General features: G+C 62.5%; 20 protein-coding genes and 1 pseudogene. 12 read left to right on the top strand and 9 right to left on the bottom strand.

Annotated elements, in window-relative coordinates; all coding sequences use genetic code 11:
- Nucleotide 1: 1 nt before the first annotated feature.
- Nucleotides 2–1,009, bottom strand: a complete 1,008-nt coding sequence (locus MSIL_RS12615) for an AAA family ATPase (protein WP_012591470.1) — start codon at nucleotides 1,007–1,009, stop codon at nucleotides 2–4.
- A gap of 301 nt (nucleotides 1,010–1,310) precedes the next feature.
- Between MSIL_RS12615 and MSIL_RS12620 the strand changes: the two genes are divergently transcribed.
- Both MSIL_RS12620 and MSIL_RS12625 read left to right on the top strand, forming a co-directional pair.
- Nucleotides 1,311–6,680, top strand: coding sequence for a HAMP domain-containing protein (locus MSIL_RS12620; protein WP_083772224.1), 5,370 nt, complete (start codon nucleotides 1,311–1,313; stop codon nucleotides 6,678–6,680).
- 9 nt (nucleotides 6,681–6,689) lie between these two features.
- Nucleotides 6,690–8,369 carry a response regulator gene (locus MSIL_RS12625; RefSeq protein WP_012591472.1) on the top strand — a complete coding sequence of 560 codons (1,680 nt, stop codon included), beginning with the start codon at nucleotides 6,690–6,692 and terminating at the stop codon, nucleotides 8,367–8,369.
- 33 nt (nucleotides 8,370–8,402) lie between these two features.
- Here the strand turns inward: MSIL_RS12625 and MSIL_RS21990 are convergent, their stop codons facing one another.
- The 3 genes and pseudogenes from MSIL_RS21990 to MSIL_RS12635 all read right to left on the bottom strand — a co-directional run bounded on the left by MSIL_RS21990 (nucleotide 8,403) and on the right by MSIL_RS12635 (nucleotide 10,217).
- A complete protein-coding gene (locus tag MSIL_RS21990; protein WP_244406125.1) occupies nucleotides 8,403–8,993 on the bottom strand; it encodes a hypothetical protein in 591 nt (196 codons plus the stop codon).
- Between the two features lie 46 nt (nucleotides 8,994–9,039).
- Nucleotides 9,040–9,702 (bottom strand): annotated as a pseudogene (locus MSIL_RS22350) (FUSC family protein); the annotation flags it as partial.
- Nucleotides 9,666–10,217 (bottom strand): haloacid dehalogenase, encoded by a 552-nt coding sequence (locus tag MSIL_RS12635; RefSeq protein ID WP_012591473.1) that lies wholly within the window; start codon nucleotides 10,215–10,217, stop codon nucleotides 9,666–9,668. The gene MSIL_RS12635 and the pseudogene MSIL_RS22350, both read right to left, overlap by 37 nt.
- Nucleotides 10,218–10,335: 118 nt before the next feature.
- Between MSIL_RS12635 and MSIL_RS12640 the strand changes: the two genes are divergently transcribed.
- From MSIL_RS12640 to MSIL_RS12660, 5 genes are all read left to right on the top strand, one after another.
- Complete coding sequence (locus MSIL_RS12640) at nucleotides 10,336–11,655, top strand: hemolysin family protein (RefSeq protein ID WP_012591474.1); 1,320 nt, start codon at nucleotides 10,336–10,338, stop codon at nucleotides 11,653–11,655.
- 117 nt (nucleotides 11,656–11,772) lie between these two features.
- A complete protein-coding gene (locus MSIL_RS12645) occupies nucleotides 11,773–12,810 on the top strand; it encodes an alpha/beta fold hydrolase (RefSeq protein ID WP_012591475.1) in 1,038 nt (345 codons plus the stop codon).
- Nucleotides 12,811–12,871: 61 nt separating this feature from the next.
- A complete protein-coding gene (locus MSIL_RS12650; RefSeq protein WP_012591476.1) occupies nucleotides 12,872–13,522 on the top strand; it encodes a DUF938 domain-containing protein in 651 nt (216 codons plus the stop codon).
- A 31-nt stretch (nucleotides 13,523–13,553) separates the two neighbouring features.
- The gene (locus MSIL_RS12655) at nucleotides 13,554–14,294 is read left to right on the top strand and encodes an SDR family NAD(P)-dependent oxidoreductase (RefSeq protein ID WP_012591477.1); all 741 of its coding nucleotides are present in this window, start codon (nucleotides 13,554–13,556) and stop codon (nucleotides 14,292–14,294) included.
- A 39-nt stretch (nucleotides 14,295–14,333) separates the two neighbouring features.
- Nucleotides 14,334–14,708, top strand: coding sequence for a YdhR family protein (locus MSIL_RS12660; protein ID WP_012591478.1), 375 nt, complete (start codon nucleotides 14,334–14,336; stop codon nucleotides 14,706–14,708).
- Nucleotides 14,709–15,153: 445 nt separating this feature from the next.
- On the opposite strand, the gene MSIL_RS12665 is transcribed toward MSIL_RS12660, so the two are convergent.
- Nucleotides 15,154–16,182 carry an O-fucosyltransferase family protein gene (locus MSIL_RS12665; RefSeq protein WP_012591479.1) on the bottom strand — a complete coding sequence of 343 codons (1,029 nt, stop codon included), beginning with the start codon at nucleotides 16,180–16,182 and terminating at the stop codon, nucleotides 15,154–15,156.
- 93 nt (nucleotides 16,183–16,275) lie between these two features.
- Nucleotides 16,276–17,475: a glycosyltransferase family 4 protein gene (locus MSIL_RS12670; protein ID WP_012591480.1), complete on the bottom strand. Its 1,200-nt coding sequence runs from the start codon at nucleotides 17,473–17,475 to the stop codon at nucleotides 16,276–16,278.
- A 484-nt stretch (nucleotides 17,476–17,959) separates the two neighbouring features.
- Here MSIL_RS12670 and MSIL_RS12675 point away from each other — a divergent pair, with 484 nt between their 5' ends.
- Nucleotides 17,960–19,252 carry a polysaccharide biosynthesis protein gene (locus MSIL_RS12675; RefSeq protein ID WP_012591481.1) on the top strand — a complete coding sequence of 431 codons (1,293 nt, stop codon included), beginning with the start codon at nucleotides 17,960–17,962 and terminating at the stop codon, nucleotides 19,250–19,252.
- A gap of 350 nt (nucleotides 19,253–19,602) precedes the next feature.
- Here the strand turns inward: MSIL_RS12675 and MSIL_RS12680 are convergent, their stop codons facing one another.
- On the bottom strand, nucleotides 19,603–20,598 hold the full coding sequence (locus tag MSIL_RS12680) for a 2-hydroxyacid dehydrogenase (protein WP_012591482.1): 996 nt from the start codon (nucleotides 20,596–20,598) through the stop codon (nucleotides 19,603–19,605).
- A 373-nt stretch (nucleotides 20,599–20,971) separates the two neighbouring features.
- Here MSIL_RS12680 and MSIL_RS12685 point away from each other — a divergent pair, with 373 nt between their 5' ends.
- Nucleotides 20,972–21,505 carry an SH3 domain-containing protein gene (locus tag MSIL_RS12685; RefSeq protein WP_012591483.1) on the top strand — a complete coding sequence of 178 codons (534 nt, stop codon included), beginning with the start codon at nucleotides 20,972–20,974 and terminating at the stop codon, nucleotides 21,503–21,505.
- Nucleotides 21,506–21,511: 6 nt separating this feature from the next.
- Here MSIL_RS12685 and MSIL_RS12690 read toward each other — a convergent pair whose 3' ends face one another.
- On the bottom strand, nucleotides 21,512–21,718 hold the full coding sequence (locus MSIL_RS12690; RefSeq protein ID WP_012591484.1) for a hypothetical protein: 207 nt from the start codon (nucleotides 21,716–21,718) through the stop codon (nucleotides 21,512–21,514).
- A 320-nt stretch (nucleotides 21,719–22,038) separates the two neighbouring features.
- Between MSIL_RS12690 and MSIL_RS12695 the strand changes: the two genes are divergently transcribed.
- The 3 genes from MSIL_RS12695 (at nucleotide 22,039) to MSIL_RS12705 (ending at nucleotide 23,867) form a co-directional block, all read left to right on the top strand.
- Nucleotides 22,039–22,230, top strand: coding sequence for a hypothetical protein (locus MSIL_RS12695; protein ID WP_148213088.1), 192 nt, complete (start codon nucleotides 22,039–22,041; stop codon nucleotides 22,228–22,230).
- 43 nt (nucleotides 22,231–22,273) lie between these two features.
- Nucleotides 22,274–22,549: a hypothetical protein gene (locus tag MSIL_RS12700; protein WP_012591486.1), complete on the top strand. Its 276-nt coding sequence runs from the start codon at nucleotides 22,274–22,276 to the stop codon at nucleotides 22,547–22,549.
- 334 nt (nucleotides 22,550–22,883) lie between these two features.
- A complete protein-coding gene (locus MSIL_RS12705) occupies nucleotides 22,884–23,867 on the top strand; it encodes a beta-ketoacyl-ACP synthase III (protein WP_012591487.1) in 984 nt (327 codons plus the stop codon).
- 17 nt (nucleotides 23,868–23,884) lie between these two features.
- Here the strand turns inward: MSIL_RS12705 and MSIL_RS12710 are convergent, their stop codons facing one another.
- Nucleotides 23,885–24,634 carry a TSUP family transporter gene (locus MSIL_RS12710; RefSeq protein ID WP_012591488.1) on the bottom strand — a complete coding sequence of 250 codons (750 nt, stop codon included), beginning with the start codon at nucleotides 24,632–24,634 and terminating at the stop codon, nucleotides 23,885–23,887.
- Between the last annotated feature and the right edge of the window lie 16 nt (nucleotides 24,635–24,650).

Below are 24,650 nucleotides of genomic sequence, written 5' to 3' on the forward strand. Positions count from 1 at the left end.
TTCAGACCGGCGTGATCTCGTCGAGAAGCTCCAGAATTACGCTACGCGTCGTGTCGCCGTCGGCGAGCGCGCGCCAGGTGAGGATCGTGCGATGCGCCAGCGTATCGACCGCGAGTTCGGCGACGTCCTGCGGCGTCACATGATCGCGCCCGGCGAGAAAGGCCCGCGCCTTGGCGCCTTTGGCGAGCGCAATGGTGCCGCGCGGGGACGGCGGATGCTCAACCTTGCGCCTGATCCGCGGCGCGACTTCCTCGCTGCGCAGCGCCGTCACGAGACGCACGATGTAATCCTTCACGGCCGGCGACAGATAGACGCCCGTCGCCGCCGCCCGCGCCGCGGCGATCTCGGCGGCGCCAAGGTGATGGGCGGCCGTCGGCGTGCCCTCGGTCGCCTCATGCTCGACGAGATCGAGAATTTTGCGCTCGGTCGCCGCATCCGGCAGCTTGACCTCGGCATGGATCATGAAGCGGTCGAGCTGCGCTTCGGGCAGCGGAAAAGTGCCTTCATGCTCGATCGGATTTTGCGTCGCGACCACCATGAACGGGTCTGGCAATGGACGCGTCACGCCCGCCGCCGTCACCTGCCGCTCGGCCATCGCTTCAAGCAAGGCAGACTGAACCTTGGGCGGAGCGCGGTTGATCTCATCGACAAGGATGAGGGAATGGAAGATCGGCCCGGCGACGAATTCGAAGACGCCGCGATCCTGGCGCCAGACGGCGGTGCCGGTGAGATCGGCCGGCATCAGATCGGGCGTGCATTGGATGCGCGCGAGCGGCACCGACAGGCCTTCCGCCAGAAGCTTGACCGCCCGCGTCTTGGCGAGGCCGGGGGCGCCCTCGATCAACAGATGGCCGTCGGCCAGGAGCCCGATCAATAAGCGTTCGACAAGCGTTTCGCCGCCGATCAATCCCGCCTCGAGGAAGTCCTTCAGCTCGCAAAACCGCGCCCTGATCCCGGCCTGACGCTCATTGCGCGCCTCAAGCGAAAGCTCCGCCGAATTACTGACCAAACCAGATCCTCCCGATCCGCCCGTCTTTTGCGCGGCGTCTTTCATTCGATTATAGAAAAATTCATGATCGAGATAGATCGACCCCGGGTCAACCGTCTCCTTGCGGGAGTGCGCCCTCTTGCGCGGCAGGGCCTCAAAGGCCTTGATACGCCGAAATTCGTCAGACAAGCTCAAAATCCATCAAAACAATTTGTTGGCGATTGAAGCGGCGCGGTTCGTTGCGCGTTAAGAGCGAAGGCGCGACAGAGGTCCAAAGCCGGGCCGTCCGTGGAATTCGCAAAAGGAGCGGCAAGTGGACGCGATGGCGGTAAGATCCGATCCCACCCCTAGTCTGGACCAACTGCTCGGCGCCCTCGAATCGCTGCGCCGGGGCGACTTCACCGTGCGCCTGCCGCGCAACGGCCGTGGCGTCGAAGGCCAAATCGCCGAGGCCTTCAACGAGATCGCCGCAGCCAATCAATCCATCGCCGGCCAGCTCGAACGCGTCCTTGAGGCGGTCGGACGCGAGGGCCAGACGGGAACCCGCGTGCGCTTCGGCCTGTCCGGCGGCGCCTGGGGCGACATGGAAGCCTCCGTCAACGCGCTGATTGACGATCTGGTCTGGCCGACGACGGCGGCGACCTCGACCATCACCGCGATCGCCAAGGGCGACCTGCTCCAGCCGATGCCGCTGGAATTCAAGGGGCGCCCGCTGAAGGGCGAGTTTCTGCGCGCCGCCACCACCGTCAATGCGATGATCGCCCAGCTCGACGTGTTCACTTCCGAGGTGACCCGCGTCGCGCGCGAGGTCGGCGCCGGCGGCAAGCTCGGCGGCCAGGCCGAAGTGCGCGAGGTGACCGGCGTCTGGAAGGATTTGACCGAAAGCGTCAACTCCATGGCGTCGAATTTGACGGCGCAGGTGCGCAATATTTCCGAGGTCACGATCGCCGTCGCCCATGGCGATCTGTCGAAGAAAATCACGGTCGACGTGCGCGGCGAGATTTTGCAGCTGAAAGAAGCCATCAACACGATGGTCGACCAGCTGCGCTCCTTCGCCTCGGAGGTGACGCGCGTCGCGCGCGAGGTCGGCACCGAAGGCAAGCTCGGCGGACAGGCGCTCGTGCCCGGCGTCGCCGGAACCTGGAAGGACCTCACCGACTCCGTCAACGCCATGTGCGGCAATCTCACGGCGCAGGTGCGCAACATCGCCGAGGTGACGACGGCGGTGGCCCGCGGCGATCTCTCGCGCAAAATCACCGTCGACGTCTCGGGCGAGATCCTGGCGCTAAAAGAAACCATCAACACCATGGTGGATCAGCTGAACGGCTTCGCCGGCGAAGTCACGCGCGTCGCGCGCGAGGTCGGCACCGAGGGACGGCTTGGCGGACAGGCGCAGGCGCCGGGCGTCGCCGGCACATGGAAAGACCTCACCGACAATGTCAATTCGATGGCCTCGAACCTGACCTCGCAGGTGCGCAACATCGCCGCCGTCTCGGCCGCCATCGCCAGCGGCGATTTGTCGAAGAAAATCACCGTCAATGTGTCGGGCGAGATTCTGGAGCTTAAGGAAACCATCAATACGACTGTCGATCAGCTGAGCCGTTTCGCCTCCGAGGTGACCCGCGTCGCCCGCGAGGTCGGCACGGAGGGCAAGCTCGGCGGACAGGCGCAGGTGCCCGGCGTCGCCGGCACGTGGAAGGATCTGACCGAGAACGTCAACTCGATGGCGTCGAACCTGACCGCGCAGGTGCGCAACATTGCCGAGGTGACGACGGCCGTGGCGCGCGGCGATCTTTCGCGGAAAATCACCGTCGACGTCAAAGGCGAGATGCTGGAGCTGAAGAACACTGTCAACACCATGGTGGACCAGCTCAACGCCTTCGCCGGAGAAGTCACCCGCGTCGCGCGCGAGGTCGGCACGGAGGGCAAGCTCGGCGGACAGGCGCAGGTGCCCGGCGTCGCCGGCACGTGGAAAGATTTGACCGACAACGTCAATTCAATGGCCGGCAACCTCACCGATCAGGTGCGCAACATCGCCGGCGTCGCCACCGCGATCGCCAATGGCGACCTCTCGCGCAAGATCACCGTCGACGTGCGCGGCGAAATCCTGCTGTTGAAAGACACGTTGAACACCATGGTCGATCAGCTGCGCTCCTTCGCCGGCGAAGTGTCGCGCGTCGCGCGCGAGGTCGGCACCGACGGGCGCCTCGGCGGTCAGGCCGTCGTGCCCGGCGTCGCCGGCACGTGGAAGGATTTGACCGACAACGTCAATCTGCTCGCGGCCAATCTGACGACGCAAGTGCGCAACATCGCCGAGGTGACCACAGCTGTGGCGCGCGGCAATCTCTCGCGAAAGATCACTGTCGACGTCAAGGGCGAAATTCTGGAGCTGAAGAACACAATCAACACCATGGTCGATCAGCTCAACGCCTTCGCCGGCGAGGTGACGCGCGTCGCGCGCGAGGTCGGCACGGAGGGACGACTCGGCGGACAGGCCAAGGTGCCGGGCGTCGCCGGAACGTGGAAGGATCTGACCGACACGGTCAACGTCATGGCCGCCAATCTGACCGAGCAGGTGCGCGGCATCGTCAAGGTGGTCACCGCCGTCGCCAATGGCGATCTGAAGCAGAATTTGACCGTCGCGTCCAAGGGCGAGGTCGCTGCGCTCGCCGAGACGATCAACAATATGACGCATACGCTGGCGACCTTCGCCGATCAGGTGACGAGCGTCGCGCGCGAGGTCGGCGTCGAGGGCCGGCTCGGCGGACAGGCCAATGTGCCGGGCGCCGCCGGCACCTGGAAGGATCTGACCGGCAACGTCAATCTGCTCGCGGCCAATCTGACCACGCAGGTGCGCGCGATCGCCGAGGTCGCGACCGCCGTCACAAAGGGCGATCTCACGCGCGCCATTCAGGTTGAGGCGCGCGGCGAAGTGTCCGAACTCAAAGACAACATCAACACCATGATCCGCAATCTGCGGCTGACCACGGAGCGCGGCGCCGAACAGGACTGGCTGAAGACAAATCTCGCGCGCTTCACCAATCTGCTGCAGGGCCAGCGCGATCTCGTCACCGTCGGGCGCATGCTTTTGTCGGAGCTCGCGGAATTGATCGGCGCGCAGAATGGCGTCATCTATCAGGTCGAGGGCGACGAGCTGACGCTGCTTTCGGCCTATGCCGATGATGGCGATCATCCGCGGCGGATCGCTTTCGGCGAGGGGCTCGTCGGACAATGCGCGCGCGACGGACGGCGCATCCTCATCTCCGACTTGCCGCCCAACGTGCTGCCGATCCGCTCCGGCCTGTTCAAGGCCGCGCCGCGCACCGCGATCGTGCTGCCGATCCTGTTCGAAGGCGAGGCGCGCGCGGTCATCGAACTCGCTTCGCTGAATCCGCTGACGGAGTTGCAGATCTCCTTTCTGGAGCAGCTCACCGCCAGCATCGGCATCGTCTTGAACAGCATCGCCGTCAGTATGCAGACGGAAGGATTGCTCGGACAATCGCAGCAGCTCGCGACCGAACTGCTGGCGCGGCAGACGGAGTTGCAACAGACCAACGAACAGATCGAGCTCAAGGCGCAACAGCTCGAGGAGCGTAACAATGAGGTGGAGGCCAAGAATCAGCAGATCGAACAGGCCCGTCGCGCCCTTGAAGAAAAGGCCGGCGAGCTTGCTCTGACCTCAAAATATAAATCGGAATTCCTGGCCAATATGAGCCATGAGCTGCGCACGCCCTTGAACAGCATCCTAATTCTCGGTCAACAGCTCAGCGACAATGTCGAACACAATCTGTCCGACCGGCAGGTCGAATGCGCCCGCACCATCCATGCGGCGGGCAGCGATCTACTCAATCTGATCAGCGACATATTGGATCTGTCGAAGATCGAGTCCGGCACCGTCTCGATCGACGCCGAGGAGATTTCCTTCGCGCATCTTTTGCAAATGATCGCGCGCCCGTTCCGGCACGAGGCCGAGAGCCGCGGGCTCTCCTTCGATGTCGAGGCGACCGAGGGGCTTTCCGGCCATATCGTCACCGACGTCAAGCGCCTCCAGCAGATCTTGAAAAATCTCCTGTCCAACGCCTTCAAATTCACCGCCGCCGGCGGCGTCAGCCTGAAAGTTGCGCCGGCCGCGTCCGGATGGAGCGCGGATAATCTGTCGTTGGCGCGCGCCAAGGGCGTCGTCGCTTTCAAAGTCGCAGACACCGGCATCGGCATCTCGGCCGAAAAGCAGAAGATCATTTTTGAAGCATTTCAGCAGGCGGACGCGGGCACGAGCCGCAAATATGGCGGCACCGGCCTCGGGCTGGCGATCAGCCGCGACCTCGCGCAGCTGCTCGGCGGCGAGATCCAGTTGCGAAGCGTCCCGGGCGAAGGCAGCGTCTTCACGCTTTATCTGCCGCTCGCCTACACGAATGTCGAGGTCGCGCCGCGCGCCGCCCATGACGAGGGGCGCACCTTCGCCGCGCAACAGAGCGATCAGGCCGACGCCTGGACCGACGACCGCGCAGCGATCGAGCCCGGCGATCTGACGCTCCTGATCGTCGAGGCGGATGAACGCGGCGCCCGCGCCGCCGCCGCGATCGGCCGAGAAATCGGCTTCAAGGCGATCGCCGCCGCGCGCGGGGCGGACGCGCCGGGGCTGGCGGATCTCTACAGGCCCGCCGCGATCCTGCTCAACCTTGGCCTCGCCGATCCGCCGGGCTGGAATGTGCTGGCGCAGCTGAAGCAGTCGATCGCGACCCGGCACATTCCGGTTGCGGCGACGGGCGCTATAGAGGATCGACACTATGCTCTGTCGCGCGGCGCTTTCGATTTTCTGGAAGCCCCGGTTCGGCCTGGCGATCTGAAGGCCGCGCTGATGCGGCTCAAGACTTTTGCGGCAAGGCAGCAGAAAACGCTGCTGCTGACGACGAGCGAACCCGGGAAGGCTCAATGGGACGAGCTCCTCGGAGGCGATGACGTCGAGATCATCGCCGCGGCGACCGCCGCCGACGCGCTTGCCGCGCTGCGCGAACGCGCGATCGACGCCGTTGCGCAGGACTTTAAGTCCGCGCGCGAGCCCGGCTTCGATCTCATCGCGCAAATGCGCGATGACGACGCGCTCTGCCGCACCCCGATCGTTTTGTTCGCGGAAGAGGGTCTGTCGCCCGACGAGGAGGGACGAATCGACGCGCTCTCCCGGTCGCTCGTTCTGAAGAAGGCGCTGTCGCCGGAACGGCTGCTTGACGAGACGGCGCTTGCGCTGCATCGCTCCGTGCCTGAGCTTTCCGCCGACAAGCGGGCGCTGATCGAGCGCCTGTATGATTCGAATGACGATCTCGTTGGCCGGACCGTTCTTCTCGTCGATGATGACGCGCGCAATATTTTCGCGCTAAGCGGCGTCCTGGAGCGGCGCGGCATGAGCGTTCTGACCGCCTCCAATGGAGGCGAGGCGATCGAATCGCTACGCGCGCGCCCCGAGATCGAAATCGTCTTGATGGATGTGATGATGCCCGACATGGATGGCTATGAGACGATGCAGCGGGTGCGCACGGAGCCGGCGTTCCGGCGCCTGCCGATTGTCGCCCTCACCGCAAGAGCGATGAAGGGAGACCGCGAAAAATGCATCGACGCCGGCGCGTCGGATTATCTCGCAAAGCCGGTCGACCGCGAACAATTGCTCGCCGTCCTGCGCATGTGGCTGCACCGGTAGGAACAGGCAATGGCCGCGAACGATAAAGTCAACATCCTGCTCGTCGACGATCAGCCCGGCAAACTGCTGAGCTATGAAGCGATTCTCGACGAGCTTCAGGAAAATCTCATCAAGGCGGCCTCGGCGCGCGAGGCCTTCGCGCATCTTCTCAAGACCGAGGTCGCGGTTATATTGATCGACGTCTGCATGCCGGAGCTCGACGGCTACGAGCTTGCGGGGATGATCCGCGAACATCCGCGGTTCGAGACGGTCGCGATCATTTTCGTGTCGGCGATCCAGATCACCGATCCCGACCGGCTGCGCGGCTATGAGGCCGGCGCCGTCGACTATGTGCAGGTTCCTGTGGTTCCCGAAGTGTTGCGCGCCCAAGTCAAGGTGTTCGCCGAACTGCACCGCAAGACGCGCCAGCTTGAACGCCTCAATGAAGAACTCGAGGAGCGCGTCGCCGAGCGTACGGCGGCGCTCGAACAATCGAGCGCGGAGCTGAAGCGGCTCAATCAGGATCTCGAGACGCGCATCGACGCCCGCACGCGCGAGCGCGAGCAGGCGCTGGCGCAGTTGTTCGAGGCGCAGAAAGTGGACGCCATCGGACAGCTGACCGGCGGCGTCGCGCATGATTTCAACAATCTCCTGACGGCCATCATGGGAAGCCTCGAGCTTTTGAAAAAGCGTCTGCCCGACGAGCCGCGCATCAGCCGCCTTGTCGACACCGCCATGCAGGGCGCCGAGCGCGGCGCGGCGCTGACGCAGCGTTTGCTCGCGTTCTCGCGTCGTCAGGAGCTAAAGCCCGAAGCAGTCGACGTCGCGCAGCTTGTCAACGGCATGGAAGAGCTGCTCAGGCGCGCGCTCGGCCCCGGCGTCAGCATCGAAAAGCGCTTGCCGGATGATCTTCGGTTCGCGCGCGTCGACGGCAATCAGCTCGAACTCGCCCTCATCAACCTTGCCGTCAATGCGCGCGACGCGATGCCCTCGGGCGGCGCCATCACCATCGCCGCCGCAAACGAAATCGTCGCCGCGCAAAGCCCCGGCAAGGCGATCAGCCCCGGCGCCTATGTGCGCATCAGCGTTATCGATGAAGGGCAGGGCATGGACGCGGCGACGCTCGCCAAGGCGGCCGATCCTTTTTTCACGACCAAAGGGCCAAGCAAGGGCACGGGCCTCGGACTTTCGATGGTGCAGGGTCTTGCGGTTCAATCCGGCGGGGCGATCGAAATATCGAGCCGCGTCGGCGCCGGCACCACCGTAGAACTCTGGCTGCCGCAGGCGGAATTCGACGAGCCGCGCAAACGCGCCGCGCCGGACGCGCGCAAAAGCTGGCGCGCCGATCTCGCGCCCTGCACGGTTCTCCTCGTCGACGACGATCTCCTGGTCAGCGCGGGCGCCTCCTCGATCCTCGAAGATCTGGGCCACAGCGTCATCGAGGCTCATTCCGGGGCCGAGGCTCTGCGGCTTCTGCAGAACGGCAGCGCGCCCGATCTCGTCATCACCGACTACGCCATGCCGGGCATGACCGGGCTTGAGCTCGCCCGCGCCATCCGGGCCAGCTATCCGGCGCTGCCCATCGTGCTCGCGAGCGGCTATGCCGAACTGCCGCATCTTGGCCTCGACGAGAAGCCGCTGCCGCGCCTCGCCAAACCCTTCCGGCAGGATGAGTTGCTGGCGGCGATGGCCGAGGCCTCCGGCCGCTGAGCTTTTGGCGCGCCGCCGGCGCGCGGAAGGGCGTTACCGGCCGGCGCGGATCGCCGAAAACTCCGCGGTCCAACCGTTCAGCTCCTTCAGATCCTGATGCAGCTGCTCCAGCGCAAAGCCAAGCGCAAACAATCGCTCCAGCTCTTCGACGGAAAGGCTTCGCGTCAGCCCTTCCTGGCGGTAGGCGGCGATTTCCGCGTCATAAGCCTCGAGCGCGGATTCAAAGTCGGCGAGCGAGGGCGCATCGCCCGAGACGAGCGCATGGCCGCTGGCCTCGAGAAACAGGGCCGCGCTTTCGGTCGCGCGGGAGAGCGAGGCGGCAAGGCGCTCGCGCAGACCGCCCGGAAGCGGCGCGATCGCGGCGCGGCCGATGATGACGAGATCGTGGCGCAGCCGCCGCAGCATCGTCAGCAAAGGCTGCAGCGGCGGTTCGGCGGCAAGATAAGGCACGCGCTCGCGGCGCGCCTCGTCGACGATGACTTCCAGCCTGTTCAGCGCGGGGCCAAGCCCGGCCTGAATTTCGGAAACCCGGGCGATGTCGAGGGGAGAGGCGCAGCCCCGCGAGAAGCTGGCGCAGCGCCTGAGCCATGCGGCGCAGCATGGTGTCGGCGGCTTCAAGTCCAAGATTATGCGCCCGCGACGGCAGCACAAAAAAGGAGACGGCCAGCGCCGTCAGCCCGCCGAGCAACACTTCCGCCACGCGGTAGAACGCCGATTCCAGCGGCGACGCATGGATGATGGTCGGCGCGAATAGAACCATGACAGCCGTGAAAGGCCCGGCGCTGAAGCGCGGCTTCACCGCCCCAAGAAGCGCCAGAGGCGCGATCGAAATGACGAGCACCGCAATGAACTGAATCTCGTCATTATGCGGAACCAGCACGGCGACGAGCCCGCTATAGGCTGCGCCTCCGACCGTGCCGAGAAAATAATCGGCCGTCGTCTTGACCGATTTGCCAAGGCTCAGCTGCGACATGACGACGGCCGTCAGCACCGTCCACAGGATTTGCGGCACATGCAGCAGCAGCGACAAAACATAAGTGAGGAGCGCGGCGATAGTGACGCGGACGGCGAGGCGCAGCTCCGTGCGATGCGTCTCGATCCAGGTCTTGAGCCAGCGCCAGGGTTTTGCGAGGTCGATCGGGATGGCGTTCATTTCGTCCGATGTCCGGGAGGAGGATCGAAAGGCCGCGCGGGAGGATGACGTCGGCAGATGTTCGGCGTCATGCTCTAGAAGCCGACAAGGAGCGGCCCTGTCAACGCCTGGGAGGCGCGCCATTCGCCTCGAAAAAGCGCAGATCAGAACGAATGCGCCATCGCGACGACGTCTGTCCATCCGGCGGCCCGCCGCGGCCAGGCAAAATCGCGGTTCCAGGGCAGATCGCCGAACAGCACGGTTGGAACGCCGGCGTCCGCGGCGCGGCGGATCTGACGCGCATTGTCGTCGATGAGCAGCCGGGCGCCGACCCGGCGCAGCGCCCGCACCTTGTCTGGATGATGGCCGACGGCGTGGACCTCCGAAAAAGCGCCCGGAAACAGCCGCTCGACAAGCGCCTCGGTCAGCGCCGCCGTCTCCGGTTTGCGCGCGGTGACGACGACGAGCCGAAACCCTGCATTGGCGAGGGCGGCGCAGCCCGCAACTGCGCCCGGATTCGCGCTGAGGTTGTGATGCGCCTTGGCGTCATAGAAGCCATTGACGATCTCCATCGTCTGCTTCTCGTCCGCTCCGAGCTGATAGGTCGCAAGCCGCGCGGCGTCGACGCGAAACCCCCGGCTTTCCTCGATCCAGTCGAGCAGAACGGAGATGGTGTCGACAAGCGTATCGTCGAGATCGATGGCGAGGGTTTTCATGGCCGGGCGGAATTCCTTTAATGCTTGCGGAGGGCGAACCCTGCCACAATCAGCTTAGCCATGTTATAAGCGCCGGCCGACGCCTGCTGCGGGCGTTATTCGCGCAGGAGAGGAGACTATGCCCGGTTCCGCCGCCAGTATTTCCATGTCCGACCTTACAGGAATATTGGCCGTCTTTGCTCTTGTCGCCGCCAATGGCTTCTTTGTCGCCTCGGAATTCTCTCTTGTCGCGATCCGGCGCAGCCGCGTCGCCGAACTCGTCGCGAACCGGCGCCCTCACGCGGTCGCGCTACAACGCGCGGTCGACCATCTCGATTCCAATCTCGCAGCGACCCAGCTTGGCATCACCATTTCCTCGCTCGCCCTCGGCTGGATCGGCGAGCCGGCCCTCGCCCATCTGATCGAGCCGCTGGTCAGCTGGCTGCCGGGCTCGCTTGCGACCGCCAGCTCGCACGCGGCGGCGGTCGCGATCTCCTTCCTGATCATCACCGCGCTTCACATCGTTCTCGGCGAACTCGCGCCAAAAAGCCTCGCGCTGCAGCGGAGCGAGGCGACCGCACTCGCCGTGGTGCGGCCGCTCGGCCTCTTTCTCATGCTGCTGCGCCCGGCGATCAGCGCCCTCAACGGCCTCGGCAATCTCGTCTTGAAAGGCTTCGGCCTGTCGCCCGGCGCCGGCGAAGGCTCGATGCATTCGGCCGAGGAGCTGAAGCTGCTGATCCAGGCCAGCCAGGAAGCCGGCATCCTGCAGGAAAGCCAGGAAGAAGTCGTCGTCCGCGTTCTCAACATCGGCGAACGGCGCATCGGCGACATCATGACGCCGCGCACCGACGTCGACTGGATCGACACGGAGGATGCTCGCGAGGACATTCTGCGCACGATCCGCGAATGCCCGCATGAGCAGCTCCTCGTCGGGCGCGGCGCGATCGACGAGCCGCTTGGCATGGTCTTGAAAAAGGATCTGCTGCATCAGGTGCTTGACGGCGGGGAGCTCGACCCGATGACGGCGATCCGCCAGCCGCTCGTCGTCTATGAGACGATGTCGATTTTCAAGGTGCTCGATCAGTTCAAGGCGGCGCCGGTGCGTCTCGCCATCATTCTCGACGAATATGGCCTGCTCGAAGGCATTGTGACGCAGACCGATCTCCTGCAGGCGATCGCCGGCGATCTGCCCGACGCCAGCGGCGACGACCCCTATATCGTCGAACGCGACGACGGCTCGCTGCTGATCGACGGAATGACCCCCGCCGATGAGGCGTTCGACCGGCTCGGCGTGAAGCGCCCCAAGGATCGGCAGTTTCATACGGTCGCCGGCTTCGTCCTCGTGCAGCTCGGTCATTTGCCCGAGGTCGGCGAGAAATTCTCCTATGAGAGCTGGGTGATCGAGATCGTCGACCTCGACGGCCGGCGGATCGACAAGCTTCTGGCGCGGCGGGTGTGAAGGTCGAGGCGGCGGGTCTCGCGCCTTCATTCGCTTTTTAGTTGACTGTTTCTATAGATTATATGTTTATCTGAAGCGTGACCGGAGCAGCGCGCTCCCCGCCAGCTTCAGAATCCCATGACCGCCTATTACGCGCAGGACATCCACGGGCCGTTCGAGACATTCGATCTCGGCGATTTCGACCTCGAAAGCGGCGACAAGATCCGCGGCCTGAAACTCGCCTACGCCACATTCGGCGAGCTCGCGCCCGATAAATCCAACGCCATCCTGTTTCCGACCTGGTACTCGGGCACGACGAACATCCTCGAGAGCGCCTATCTCGGCGAAGGCCGCGCTCTCGACGCCAGCAAATATTTCATCATTCTCGTCAATCAGATCGGCAACGGCCTTTCGACCTCGCCGAGCAATACGCCGGCGCCCTTCAACGCCGCGCGCTTTCCAAAAATCTCCATCGCCGACGACGTCAGGGCGCAGCGCCGGCTGATCGCCGAGAAATTTGGCCTCGAAAAGCTCGCACTTGTGCTCGGCGGCTCGATGGGCGCGCAAATGACCTTCGAATGGGCCGTGCGCTTTCCGGAGGCAGTGGAGCGCGCGGCTCCGATCGCCGGAACGGCGCGCGGGACCGCTCATAACAGGCTGCTGGTCTCGACATTCATTGAGGCGATCGAGAGCGATCCGGCTTTCGACGGCGGCTGGTATGCCGACGGCGCGGCCCATCGCGGCCTTCGCCGTCACGCGCGGCTCTTCGCGGCGGCGGGATTCACGCCGGATCTTTACAACCGCGCCGCCTGGCGCTCGCTGGGATTCACCAGCAGCGAGGATTTTCTGACCGGCTTCGTCGAGGCGCATTTCCTGCCGCAGGACCCGAATAATTTGATCCTGCTCGCGACTAAATGGCGCGAGAACGACGCCGCGCGACGTTTTGGCGGCGACATTGTCGCCGCGCTCGCCTCGATCAAAGCGAAAACCTTCGTCATCGCGATTGAAGAGGACGGCTTCTTCCCGCTGAAGGACCTTGCCGCCGAGCAAAAGCTCATCCCGGGCAGCGAACTCAGGCGCGTCTCCTCGATCTGGGGCCATCTTGCTCTGTTCGGCCTCGACCCCGGCTACAATCGGGCGATCGATACGCATCTTCGCGAGCTTCTGGCCGCTTGACGGCGCCGGGTGGATCTCGCCCGGCCCTGCTCTTTTTTTGAAAGCAATGAGGAGTTCCGCCATGAATGACCAACCGCGCCCGCCGATCGATCCCTCCCCCCTTTGCCCCTATGTGGCCTGGGCCGGCAACCGCAACAAGGATCCGATCCTCGCCGTGTTCAAGGAGATCTTCCCCAAGGAAGGCGACGCGCTGGAGCTCGCGAGCGGCTCGGGGCTGCACGTCACTTATTTCGCGCCGCATTTCCCCACCGTGCGATTCCAGCCGTCCGATTATGACGTCACGGTTTTCGACAGCATTCGCGAAAAGCGCGACGACAAGAAGCTGACTACCGTCGCCGACCCGATCCGGATCGATCTCACCGATAAGGACTCATGGCCGGACGCCGCGGCTCGGCTCTATGACGTGATCTTCGTCATCAACATCTTCCAGGTGGCGCCCCTGTCGATCGCCGATGGCATCTTCGCTCTCGGAGAAGAGCTTTTGAAACCCTCCGGCGAGATCGCCATCTATGGTCCGTTCAAGGTCGACGGCGCCTATACGACCCCCTCGAATCAGGCTTTCGACGGCGAGATCCTCGCCGCCGGCGTCGCCGAATGGGGCCTTAAAGACGTGCGCGACCTCGAAAAATCAGCAAAAGCGCATGGGCTTGCGCTAAAAAGCCGGATCGATATGCCGGCGAATAATTTCATTCTGCTGTTCGGCAGGCCATAAAGCGGTCGCCAACAACAGAAAGCGGCTGAACATGAGCGAGACGAGCGCGCGGCGGATTGCGGTGGTGTTTGGGGTCGGCGCCGCCAGCGGCCTTGGCGCGGCGCTGGCGCGCCGCTTCGCGCGGGAAGGACTTGTCGTCTTTCTCGCCGGTCGGACGCGAGAGCGGCTCGAAACCCGTGCGGCCGAAATCCGCGCCGCTGGCGGAGAGGCTCACGCGCGCGCGCTCGACGCGACGCGGGAAGGCGAGGTGATTGCCCTGCTCGACGAAGCCGCGCAAGGGGGCGCGCTCGATCTCGTCGTCTTCAATGCGGGGGCGAATGTCGCGGCGCCGTTGCTTGACGTCTCGGCGCATCAATTCGAGGACTTGTGGCGCCAGAACGCTTTCGGCGGGTTCCTTGTCGGGCGCGAAGCCACAAGGCGGATGGCGCCGAATGGGCGCGGCGTCATCCTGTTCACCGGAGCGACGGCCTCGCTGCGGGCGCGCCCGCCCTTCACCGCCTTCGCCGCGGCGAAAGCCGCGCTCCGCGCCGTGGCGCAGGGGCTCGCCCGCGAATTCGGACCGCGCGGCCTCCACGTGGCCCATATCGTCATCGACGGCGTTATCGATGGCGACTACGCCCGCGCGCGGTTCCCGCAATTTGTCGCGGCGAAGGGCGAAGACGGGCTGCTGAAGGCCGACGAGATTGCCGAGGCCTATTGGTCGCTTTATCGGCAGCCGCGCAGCGCCTTTACGCATGAACTTGATCTGCGTCCATTCTCCGAGCCGTTCTAAGCCCGGAGTATTGACGAAAAAACAGGAAAGGAAGACCAGATGAGCCTCAGCAAAGTATTTCTCTACGCCGAAATCCAGGTTTCGCTGCCCTTCGGCGGCCTCGACTGGCGACCGATCGACACCGAAATGAAGAAGAACCCCGGCCTCAAGAGCAAGACCTGGCTTGCTGGCCTCAACACCAACACCATTGGTGGTTTCTACGAATTCGACTCGGTCGAGAACGCCGAGGCCTATGCCCGGGGCTATCTCGCCGACGCCGCGCGGCGGCTTGGCGGTCAGCTCTCGGTCAAACTATTCGACGGCGACGTGACGGCGGCGGCGAGCCGCGCCATTCACTCGCCTTTCTACGCCGCGGAGGCGCCCTCCCCCGCGGCTGCCGAAGCGCAGGAGCGCGCCACCGCGGTGGACGCGTAAGAGCGCCGTCCGCTCTGAAACTTCCTGAGGAATGAGCGCGTAAATCGGGCAGGCCGGCCATACCCCGGCCGAGCAGGCATCCGCCCGCGGGAGCCGGCCGTTTCGCCACCCCCTTTGTTGGCGCCCCCGATGCGCCCTCAAGGCCCAACGATCGTGATCTGGCAGCTTCGACAGCTAACCCCCGCCTCGACGCCGAGCGCGGGGGTTTCCTTGTGCCCTTCGCCAAAACATTCGCCCCGCGCCTTAAATCCTATCATAGAATCAAAGGACTGTACAGATTCGTGAACCTCGGGGAGAAACCCCACCGGCCAGTTCGCCAAACAATTTCACGGCGCGATGCGACTCGGGAAACGGATCAGAAGGCACGCGAAATACGGCCCAAGGTCTTACAAAGTAGGATTGTGCAAAGCTCAACGGCGCGCGCGCGAGACGAGTTAGTGTACTATTAGAAAAGCTTAAATCGGAGAAGTTTGACGCGTACTTCGTCAGGCACACAGGCGCGAGCGAATTTACGGATTGTCCGCTTGACCTCGAAATAGCGCCGAAGGCTCGGCGATTCGAGTTCGGCAACCTGTCCGTGCAGGAGGAGAATGCGTCGCTTATCCGAAAAATTTGCTGCGACGACCGCAGCGGAGAGAGTCGCAAAATGTGCGTTGTCCTGGCCGACCACGCCGCCGCATGCAGATAGAAGGGCGAGGTTCTTCGCCGCCGTATAAGTCTCCTGTTGCGCTAGAGCCGGATTGCGAAACAGCATCTTATGGTTAGCGTTGTTGTATCGTATCTCTTCAAAGTCGAAAATTACTCGCACGCCGGGCGGCGTCTTGATTTCCTCAATTGCCTTTGGACTATCGCTAGCGAGAAAAAGCGACTCAAACCGCCAAGTTTCAAAAACCCTCAAGATGGCGTCATTGAAATGAGCGGCCGGAACGTAAGCGGATTCAACCGTCTTGTCTCCGCGCCTGAAATGCACTCCGAGCGTCGTTGACGATATCCCAAGCCTGATGCGCGCAGATTCGATCTCCGCGGCTACGGATGGAATGAGGCGCATCCATTTAAGAATCTCGCCGTCTACGTTATAATCCGCCGGAAGCTCAAAACGCGCGATGATCTTGTCACGCGCCCAGCTTTCAATATATCCGTGATCCTTCAGCCTGCGTGACGCGCCCTCATACTCGAAACGCAAATAAGCATCTGCTTGCGGCGCAAGCGGATCGAAAAGCTCGTAGAGCGACCAGTCGATGTCGGGCGCGCCGACATCCTGCGCCTCCAGGGTTTGCAAATAGGGCGCGTCCGCGACGTCCGAAAAAACGGCCTTCCTGTCCAATGCAAGAGCCAGTTTTAGCCCCAGCAAGCGGCGGGAAATCTGGCCCCCAAAACCGATTGGTATCTGTTCAATCCAGATAAATTTATCTGTCTTATCGAATTGCAGACGATCCAATTCAATCTTGAGCAACGAGGGTAAGGCAATCGTCATTTTGTAAAAATCGCCGCATCGCCGCAAATCGCGGCGGCCCTTTCTAATACAGATCTTCTGTTGAAGCACGCGCTCTGTTGCGTGATCGCAAGGTCACACAACAAAATCTCGCCTGGGCCGTTCGGCGACCCCAAACAGCGCATTCATAAGATCGCGCAACTCGCCGCTCGCCGCCTTGCGCAGGCGGCGAAATTGCGTCTTGATCTCCTCCGAATTGAAGCGCGCATGCCGATTGCTGACCATCCGGTCGAGCTGATCGACAATGGATTCGACCAGATTGCCGTCCGGCTCGAGGATCGCGCCCTGCCGGCCGACTAATTCAGCGATATAGCCACAATTCGTCGTCACTGCCGGCAAGCCATAGCTCATCGCCTCCAAAAGGACCAACGGCTGCGCCTCGTAGCGGTAACGGGTTGGAAACAGGAATACGTCGATCGATTCGAAAAAATTGGTTTTTGCTTTATCTCTGACCGGGCCGATTATCTCAATATAATCGCCGAGACGTTGGCGACCATCGACAAGCAGAGCGTTCGCCTCCTCGCCTGCCGCAGGTCCCGCGAGGACAAACGTCAGCTCAAGGCCGCGTTCACGGCACTTCGTCGCCACATCAAGCACGATGTCGAGTCCCTTCTCACGGCAAAGATTGCTCAGGAATCCGATGCGCAGCTTGTTCGGCCGTACAACCGCCCGCCCGGCCCCGTCGGCTTCCGCAATGTGGCAGGCGTTATGACTCACCAGGATATTGCGCAGCTTTGGATAAAGGAAATGCAGATTCTCGGCCATCTCGTCGGAAAGCACGACATTCAGGCATGAGCCACCGGCGACGCGCTGCAATGCTGCAAACCGCGCCTGACGGACTAGCGTATGCTGCGACGTGTGATGATGAAGAATTATATTGTAGCCGAAAAAGCGCGCGAGCGCGATGATGAAAAAATTATAAACAATGCCAAAGCCGGACTCAAACACAGTATAGAATTGCTGACCCGGCCTCACGCCGCGCGCGCTCAGGGCAAGTCCTGCGCGGGCGACCTTGCCAATGCGCGTCAAATGATACTTCAGGCCAGACTTATGCTTGCCCGGACCTATGTCAAAGACTTGCACCTTGTCCGCGCCGGCAAATTCCTCTGCCGCGCGCATCACCGAAGCGTTCACTAGGGATTGGCCATGGACGGGCGGAGGCAGGCAAACGGCGAAGAACACGGAGCCCGTCACTGGCTCCAACAACTCGAGGTCGTCCGGCTGCGCCACAGGCTTGACTGCGGCTTCGTCCCACGACCATGGCAGCTTATTCATCACTATAGACTCCGAGCAATACATATTGCAGCACGCGATGCGTGTGTTAAGCTATCTGAGGTTGTGTTGAGTGTCTATATAAAGGTCCGTGAAATATCACGAGAGGTGTTTAACACTTCAGCAACCGCCATGTCTACGGAATTTGCATCTGCTTTTGTGTATTAAGGCGTTTTCAGATCACTTAATTGCGAATATGGGGAGCAATGATGAGTTTTGAATTACAACACTATTAAATATTTTTCAGATTCCACAATTTTGCCGCTGACAAAAATCGATTTTTCACAATCAATAAATGCTTATATTTAATGCGGTGGAAAAGTGTCCTGCGAAAAGATCTTTAATCCAGCATTGCGCGGGGCCTAACGCAGATAAGGGCGACGCTACGCCCCGATGGTCGCTGAGCTGTCGTTCAGCGCCTCACTGGCATGTCGCCAAACGATGAGATGTGCGCTAACGAACATCTCAGTCGCGACAACGGAAGACGATGACTCGCACATTCTTGATGATTCGCTCGGTGGCTTTCGCTTTTGTCACCAAGCTGAGTGGCGGCGCGACTGTGTTCGTCGCCCTCCCGGTCATCTCCCATGGCGTCTCGTCCGCCGATTACGCCACGTTCCTGACGACGATGAACGTAACGGCCGTCGTCGGCCTCATTTTCCTGCCCTACGCAATTTTATACATCAGAGAGCTTGCTCACGCTTTTGCGACCGAGGATCGCGGCCGGATTAGAGCGGCAATCCGCGACACATTTGGCAGCCACGTTTTTTTACTTTTTGTGGTCTGCTGCGTTCTCGCCCTCGCGTCGATTATTGCCAATATGAAAATTTCGCTGAGCACAGCCATGATCGTCGGGATAATTCTAAATCTTGTCCAGGTCGCGGCAAGTTGGGGTCAACTATACCGCATTGCTGAAAGAACAGACCATGTAACGAGCATAATTCAAACGGCTACCAACGTTCTGATGGTAATATGCTTGCTAGCTCTATCTTACACTAATCGACTGTCTGCCCTTACGGTGTGCGTCGCCTACTTCGGCATCCCTGCAGCGGCGGAAATCGTTATATTTGCTCAGCTGCTCGTTACTCGGAAGCTTCGCATCGCAATCGACGGAAGCGCCGTTGCCGCGTTCAAGGCTCGCATGCCAGAAAGCATCCCACTTTACCTATCGCCGGTTGCAGATTACGTGAAGGTTTACGCCTCTGCGATGTTGGTTCTGATCGCCACGACTTCATACGACTATATTGTTTTCTCAACGAGCATTTTGCTGATGGCGCGGTTGGTCAATCCAGTCACGCTTGTGACCAGACCGATGATGCCGGCCTTCATCGACGCGCTGCTCCGTGACGACAGAAGGTGGCTCGACGGCCTGAGGAAGGCCCTTTTCGGCTCCGCGCTGGTGGGCGCCGCTATTGCGGCCGTCCTGCCCTTTTGCATCAATAAGGAGATCCTTACTTTCGCCTTTCCGAAGGAGGTACGCGACGTCTCCTTTCATTTCATTGTCTTTTGCTCTTATTTCGCATTCTCGTATGCGCTCGTCGCGCTGCTTGCCCCGCTTTACATAGGCGCGCGCCGAGCGCCCTTTTACGGCATCGCAAATCTCGGCTTCACTCTGGCGGGAGCTGCGAGCGGCACGCTTCTCTCCATGAAGTTTGGCGCCGCGGGCATGATGGGCGCTCTCGCCATCGCAACCACGGTCTGCGGATTTTTTCTTTTAATCTCTATGAATTGGGCGAAGGATGGACACGTAGTTCCACCTCCCAAGAGCCATCCCGTCTGACGTTGAAAGACTTTTCCCAAAGGCTTTCACGTTTTACCTATGAGTCCCAATCTCACCTGCCAATTGAGGTGATGGCGTCAAGCTTAAAGGCAAAGTTCGCAAGCTTTACGGACGGCCTCGATGATGACGGCGCCGCACGCGGGAAGCTTACCATTGCCTAATACAGGCGGCGGATTTGGCGCCCGGAACTGAGAGAATGCGCCGTCGCCATCGCATAGCAGTTTTCTAATGGCGCCACGAAGCGGTGCGCTGGCGAGTGCGACGGTCTTTGCGACCGGAGCTGATAGCGGCCTAGCCGCCGCACGAAAGAGAGCCGCCAAAACTCGCGAAGGCGTAACGATGCAGAAAACTTAAAGCATCGAGGGGAGAACGCGGTCGGGCGGACGATGGCCGTCGAGGAAGGTTTTTACATTGACGATGACCTTTTCGCCCATGTCGATGCGGCCTTCCGTCGTCGCCGAGCCCATATGCGGCAGCAGCGTCACCTTTCCGGCCTCGGCGAGCCGCAGCAGCTTCTTCGAGACGGCGGGCTCATGCTCGAAGACGTCGAGCCCGGCGCCGCCGAGTTCGCCCAATTCAAGCATGCGGGTCAGCGCGGCCTCGTCGATAATCTCACCGCGCGCCGTATTGACGAGGATGGCGTGCGGCCGCAGATATTTCAGCCGGCGCGCCGACAGAAGATGATAGGTCGCCGGCGTGTGCGGGCAATTCACCGAGACGACGTCCATGCGCGCCAGCATCTGGTCGAGCGACTCCCAATAGGTCGCCTCGAGCTGCTCCTCGATCGCGGCCGCCACATGACGCCGGTTGTGATAATGGATCTGCAAGCCGAACGCCTTGGCGCGGCGCGCCAGCGCCTGGCCGATGCGGCCCATGCCGACAATGCCGAGCCGCTTGCCGGTGATGCGGCGCCCGAGCATCCAGGTCGGCGACCAGCCGGACCAGGCGCCGTCGGGAATTGACTTCGCCCCCTCGACGATCCGCCGCGCCACCGCGAGGATGAGCGCCATCGTCATATCGGCGGTATCCTCCGTCAGCACGCCCGGCGTGTTGGTCACCGTGATGCCGCGCTCGGCCGCGATCCCGACGTCGATATTGTCGACGCCATTGCCGAAATTGGCGATGAGCTTCATCTGCTCGCCGGCGACCCGGATCAGCTCGGCGTCGATGCGGTCGGTGACGGTCGGAACGAGAACGTCGGCCGCGGCCATTGCCGCCGCGAGTTCGCTGCGCGACATGGGCTTGTCGTCAATGTTGAGCTTGGCGTCGAACAGCTCGCACATTCGCGTTTCGACGACGTCGGGCAGCTTGCGCGTGACGATAACAAGCGGTTTCTTGCGGACCATTCTCTTTCCTGTCCTCCCGCCTCTTGACCTGTCTCCCCGGCGGCGCGCCGGCAGAGGGCCGTCGACCGCCGCGAGCCTCTTCACGCGGCCTTAACCATGACCGGGGCAAGACAGAAACGTCAACGCGGCGCTTTGTTCCGGAGCTGAAGTCTTGCCTTCGAGCCCCGGGCCGGAGCCACGGTCTTCGTATCAGATGGCGGTTCAAAGACAAGGATGCTTGCCAAGATGATGGCTCAAGTGCTTGCAAGGACGCCATTCACGACGCTTTCGCGGTCTGCGCCGCCGCGGCGCATCGCCGCTGCGGCAGAACCCGGCCGGCCCGTGTAAAGAGAGCGCAAAGACGATGTTTTGTCGCCATGAACGAGAAGGACGCATGGCCCTGCCCTTCAAATACGCTTTGCCGGTTCTGGCTTTCCTTGCGGCGCTGCTGACGGCTGGCGCTCTTCCGCTTCCCGCCCGCGCCGATCAGCTCGGCTCGGCCAGCGGGCTGCCGATCCCACGCTATGTCAGCCTTAAATCGGACCGGGTGAATTTGCGCGAAGGCCCCTCGAAGGACCACCGCACGACCTGGGTGTTCCTGCGCGCGGGACTTCCCGTCGAGATCACCGCCGAATTCGAAATCTGGCGCCGGGTGCGCGACTCGGAAGGCTCGGAGGGCTGGGTGCTGCACTCGCTGCTGTCGGGGCGGCGAACCGCGCTCGTGACGCCCTGGAAGAAGGGCGCCGATTCGCCGGTCTACGACAAGCCGGACGCCAAGGCCGCCGTCGCCGCCAATCTGCAATCGAATGTGATCGCCAATGTCCGCAGCTGCGACGGATCCTGGTGCCGCGTCTGGGGCGACGGATTCAAAGGCTATATCGAACAGGGCGATCTCTGGGGCGTCTACCCCAATGAGAAGATCGAGTAGCGCGGGTCATCCGTCCTTGCGGCCGGTGAGGCGGCTCCAGCCATCGCCGATCTGGGCCGATAGAGTCTTGAGTTCGGCCTGCACGACGTCCCAATTGACCATCTGGCGCGGCGTCGCCGCGTCCGCTCCCTCCGCTTTGCGCGTCGAATCGAACATATAGGCGGCGCCGACGGTCAATAGGACTCCGACGACGAGTCCAAGCAAAAAGCGCATTTTGGTTTCTCCCCAAACCTGTCCGGAGCAGGCTCCGGGCTTTGGCCAACCCTAGGCAGCTGTTTCAAATCGGGTCAACCGGCTGCGGGGCTGAATTCGCGGCCATCGCCGTTTGCAAGCAAAATCACGCCGCGTGGGAACAGTTCTCGCGTTCACACGTTTAAAGTACGTCAACACGGAAGCTGCCGTCGGCAGCTCTGCTGTTCATTCAGCGCTTCATTGCACGAAATCACTGAAGAGGACTGAACCCAATGGCTCCTTACGACTTTGGAGACTCGCGGGAAGACTTGAGCTCGACTTACACCGCTGAAGAAAAGGATTTGATTTCTGACAGCGATGACGAGTCGTATCCGGCCGAGCAGGCGCTATCCGGCGATCCCGCCCCAGCCGCAGGCGAATCCGGCGTCCTTCATCTGGCGCGCGACGGCGTAACGCGGCAGCCGGTCGGCCCGATCCTGATCGCCGCGATGGTCGGTTGCCTCATCGGCTATCTCGCCCACGCACGCAGCTAATTCCACTCGAACAACGGCAAACCCGACCTTGGTGGAGAAACTCATGAATCGCGCGGTCTGCTCCTTCGCGGAGCTGCAATCCGTTTGCCTTGAAACGCTGAAGCAGTGCGACGGCTTCGAACTTGTCAATGAGGTGGTCGTGCAGCCACGCGAAACCGCCGGCGAGGCCGCCAATTGGACGCTTGCGGCGGTCCGCCCGCGCGTCGACAATAATTCGTTGCGCGCCGCGCGCGAAACAATCGATCGATTGCAAAGGAGCTATGCGCTCGATGAGGCCGAAGCGAAAGCGGCGACCCGCCGGCGCGCCGGGCGGAACTGACCCTCAACGCCCAAGCGTTTGAATTGCAAAAGAGCAAGATGGCCTCGCGCCCTCTTGCTCTTTGTTTTTGAAGGCGCTTCTCCCCGCCCCCGCCAATAATGTTTCAATTTGTGAAGCAGATTTGAAGCCGCCGCGTCCGTTCTTGCGGAGGATCGGGGCCCTGTCCCTGTGCAAGCGGGGGTTTTAGGCCTATCCCTTTCAGCTTAAGCCGCGCCCACGCGCTGCCCGTCCGGATCGACCGATCTGGGAAATGAGCAGAGCGCGCCGGGTTTTTTTGAGGCTGCAGCCGGTTCGACAGACGGCTCCAGCGGCCAATTGCGTTGGAAGGGAACGGTTGACACACAGCCAGATTCTGGGGACCGGCGCCTATGCTCCAAAGCGCGTCCTGACCAATCGCGACCTCGAAGAGATGGTCGCAACGACCGACGAATGGATCGCCTCGCGCACCGGGATCAAGGAGCGCCGCATCGCCGCAGAGGGGGAAGACACCTCGGATATGGCGGTTGTCGCCGCGCGCCACGCCCTCGCCATGGCGGGGTGCCGCGCCGAGGATCTCGACATGATCATCGTCGGCACCATCTCGGCCGACATGCCGCTGCCCTCCTGCGCCGTGCTGGTGCAGGCCAAGCTCGGCGCGACTCGCGCGTTTGCCTTCGACATCTCGGCGGCCTGCTCCGGCTCGCTGTTTGCCCTTTCGATCGCCGACCGCTTCATCGAGACCGGCGCGGCGCGGCGCGTGCTCGTCATCGGGGCGGAGCTTTTGAGCCGGCTCGTCGACTGGAGCGACCGCAACACCTGCGTGCTGTTCGGGGATGCGGCGGGCGCCATGGTGCTCGGCCCGACCTCCGATCCTGCGCGCGGGCTGCTCTCGTTTCACCTCCACACTGACGGGACCGCGGCCGATATTTTGAATATTCCCGGCGGCGGCAGCCGGCATCCGCAATCCGCGGAGGTGCTCGCGGCCAATATGCATAAGGTGCATATGAACGGGCGCGAAATCTATAAATATGCGGTGCGCGTGCTTCCCGCCGCAATTCAGGAGGCGCTCGACGCCAATGGCCTCGACGTTTCCGCGATCGATCATGTCGTCTCGCATCAGGCCAATGCGCGCATCGTCGAATCGGTGCTGGAGCGGGTCGGCGTGCCGATCGAGAAATGCTGGCTCAATCTCGACCGCTACGGCAATACGTCGAGCGCTTCGCTGCCGATCTCGCTGGACGAGGCCAATCGCGCCGGCCGGCTGAAGCCGGGCGACCTCATCGCCATGATGGCGATCGGCGCCGGCATGGCCTGGGGCAGCGCGCTGATGCGCTGGTAAGGCGGCCGCGGTCCGGCCTACATCCGGGCCCAGGCAAGCCGCGCGGCGATCAGCAGGCAGATCGTCACCAGCAGCGGGCGGATCAGCGCCGCGCCATTGCGGATCGCCGTATGCGCGCCAAGCCGCGCGCCGAAAAATTGCGCGACGCCCATGGCGAGGCCGAGTATCCACCAGACATGTCCGGTCATGGCGAGCGTCGCCAGCGCGGCGAGATTTGAGGAAAAATTGGCGACCTTGGTATGCGCCGTCGCTTTGACGACGCCATAGCCGAGCAGCTCGACGAAGCCCAGCACATAGAAAGAGCCGGCGCCCGGTCCGAACATGCCGTCATAGCAGCCGATCAGCGGAATGATCGTTAGCGTGAACGCTTTGACGCTCATCCGCGCATGAGTTTCGAGATCGCTGATTTTCGGCGAAAAGGCGAAATAGACCGCGATCAAGACAAGCGCGACCGGCAGCACAGCTTTGAGCCAATCGACCGGAAGATGGGCGACCAGCGCCGCGCCCGCGACGGCGCCGGCCGCGGCAAGCGCGGCGAGCAAGCCGACCTCGCTCCAGCGGATATGACCGGCGCGGGCATAGGTCCGCATCGCCGAGCCCGAGCCGAACGAGCCCTGCAATTTATTGGTCGCGATGGCGCTGACCGGATCGAGCCCCGCGAGCGTCAGGACGGGCAGCGTCAAAAGCCCGCCGCCGCCGGCGATGGCGTCGACAAAGCCGGCCGCGAAACCCGTGGCGACGAGCAGGGCGAAGATGGTCAGGGACATAAGAGGCCGCGTGTTG

The organism is Methylocella silvestris BL2, assembly GCF_000021745.1.
In the GTDB taxonomy this organism is placed as follows: Bacteria; Pseudomonadota; Alphaproteobacteria; order Rhizobiales; family Beijerinckiaceae; genus Methylocapsa; species Methylocapsa silvestris.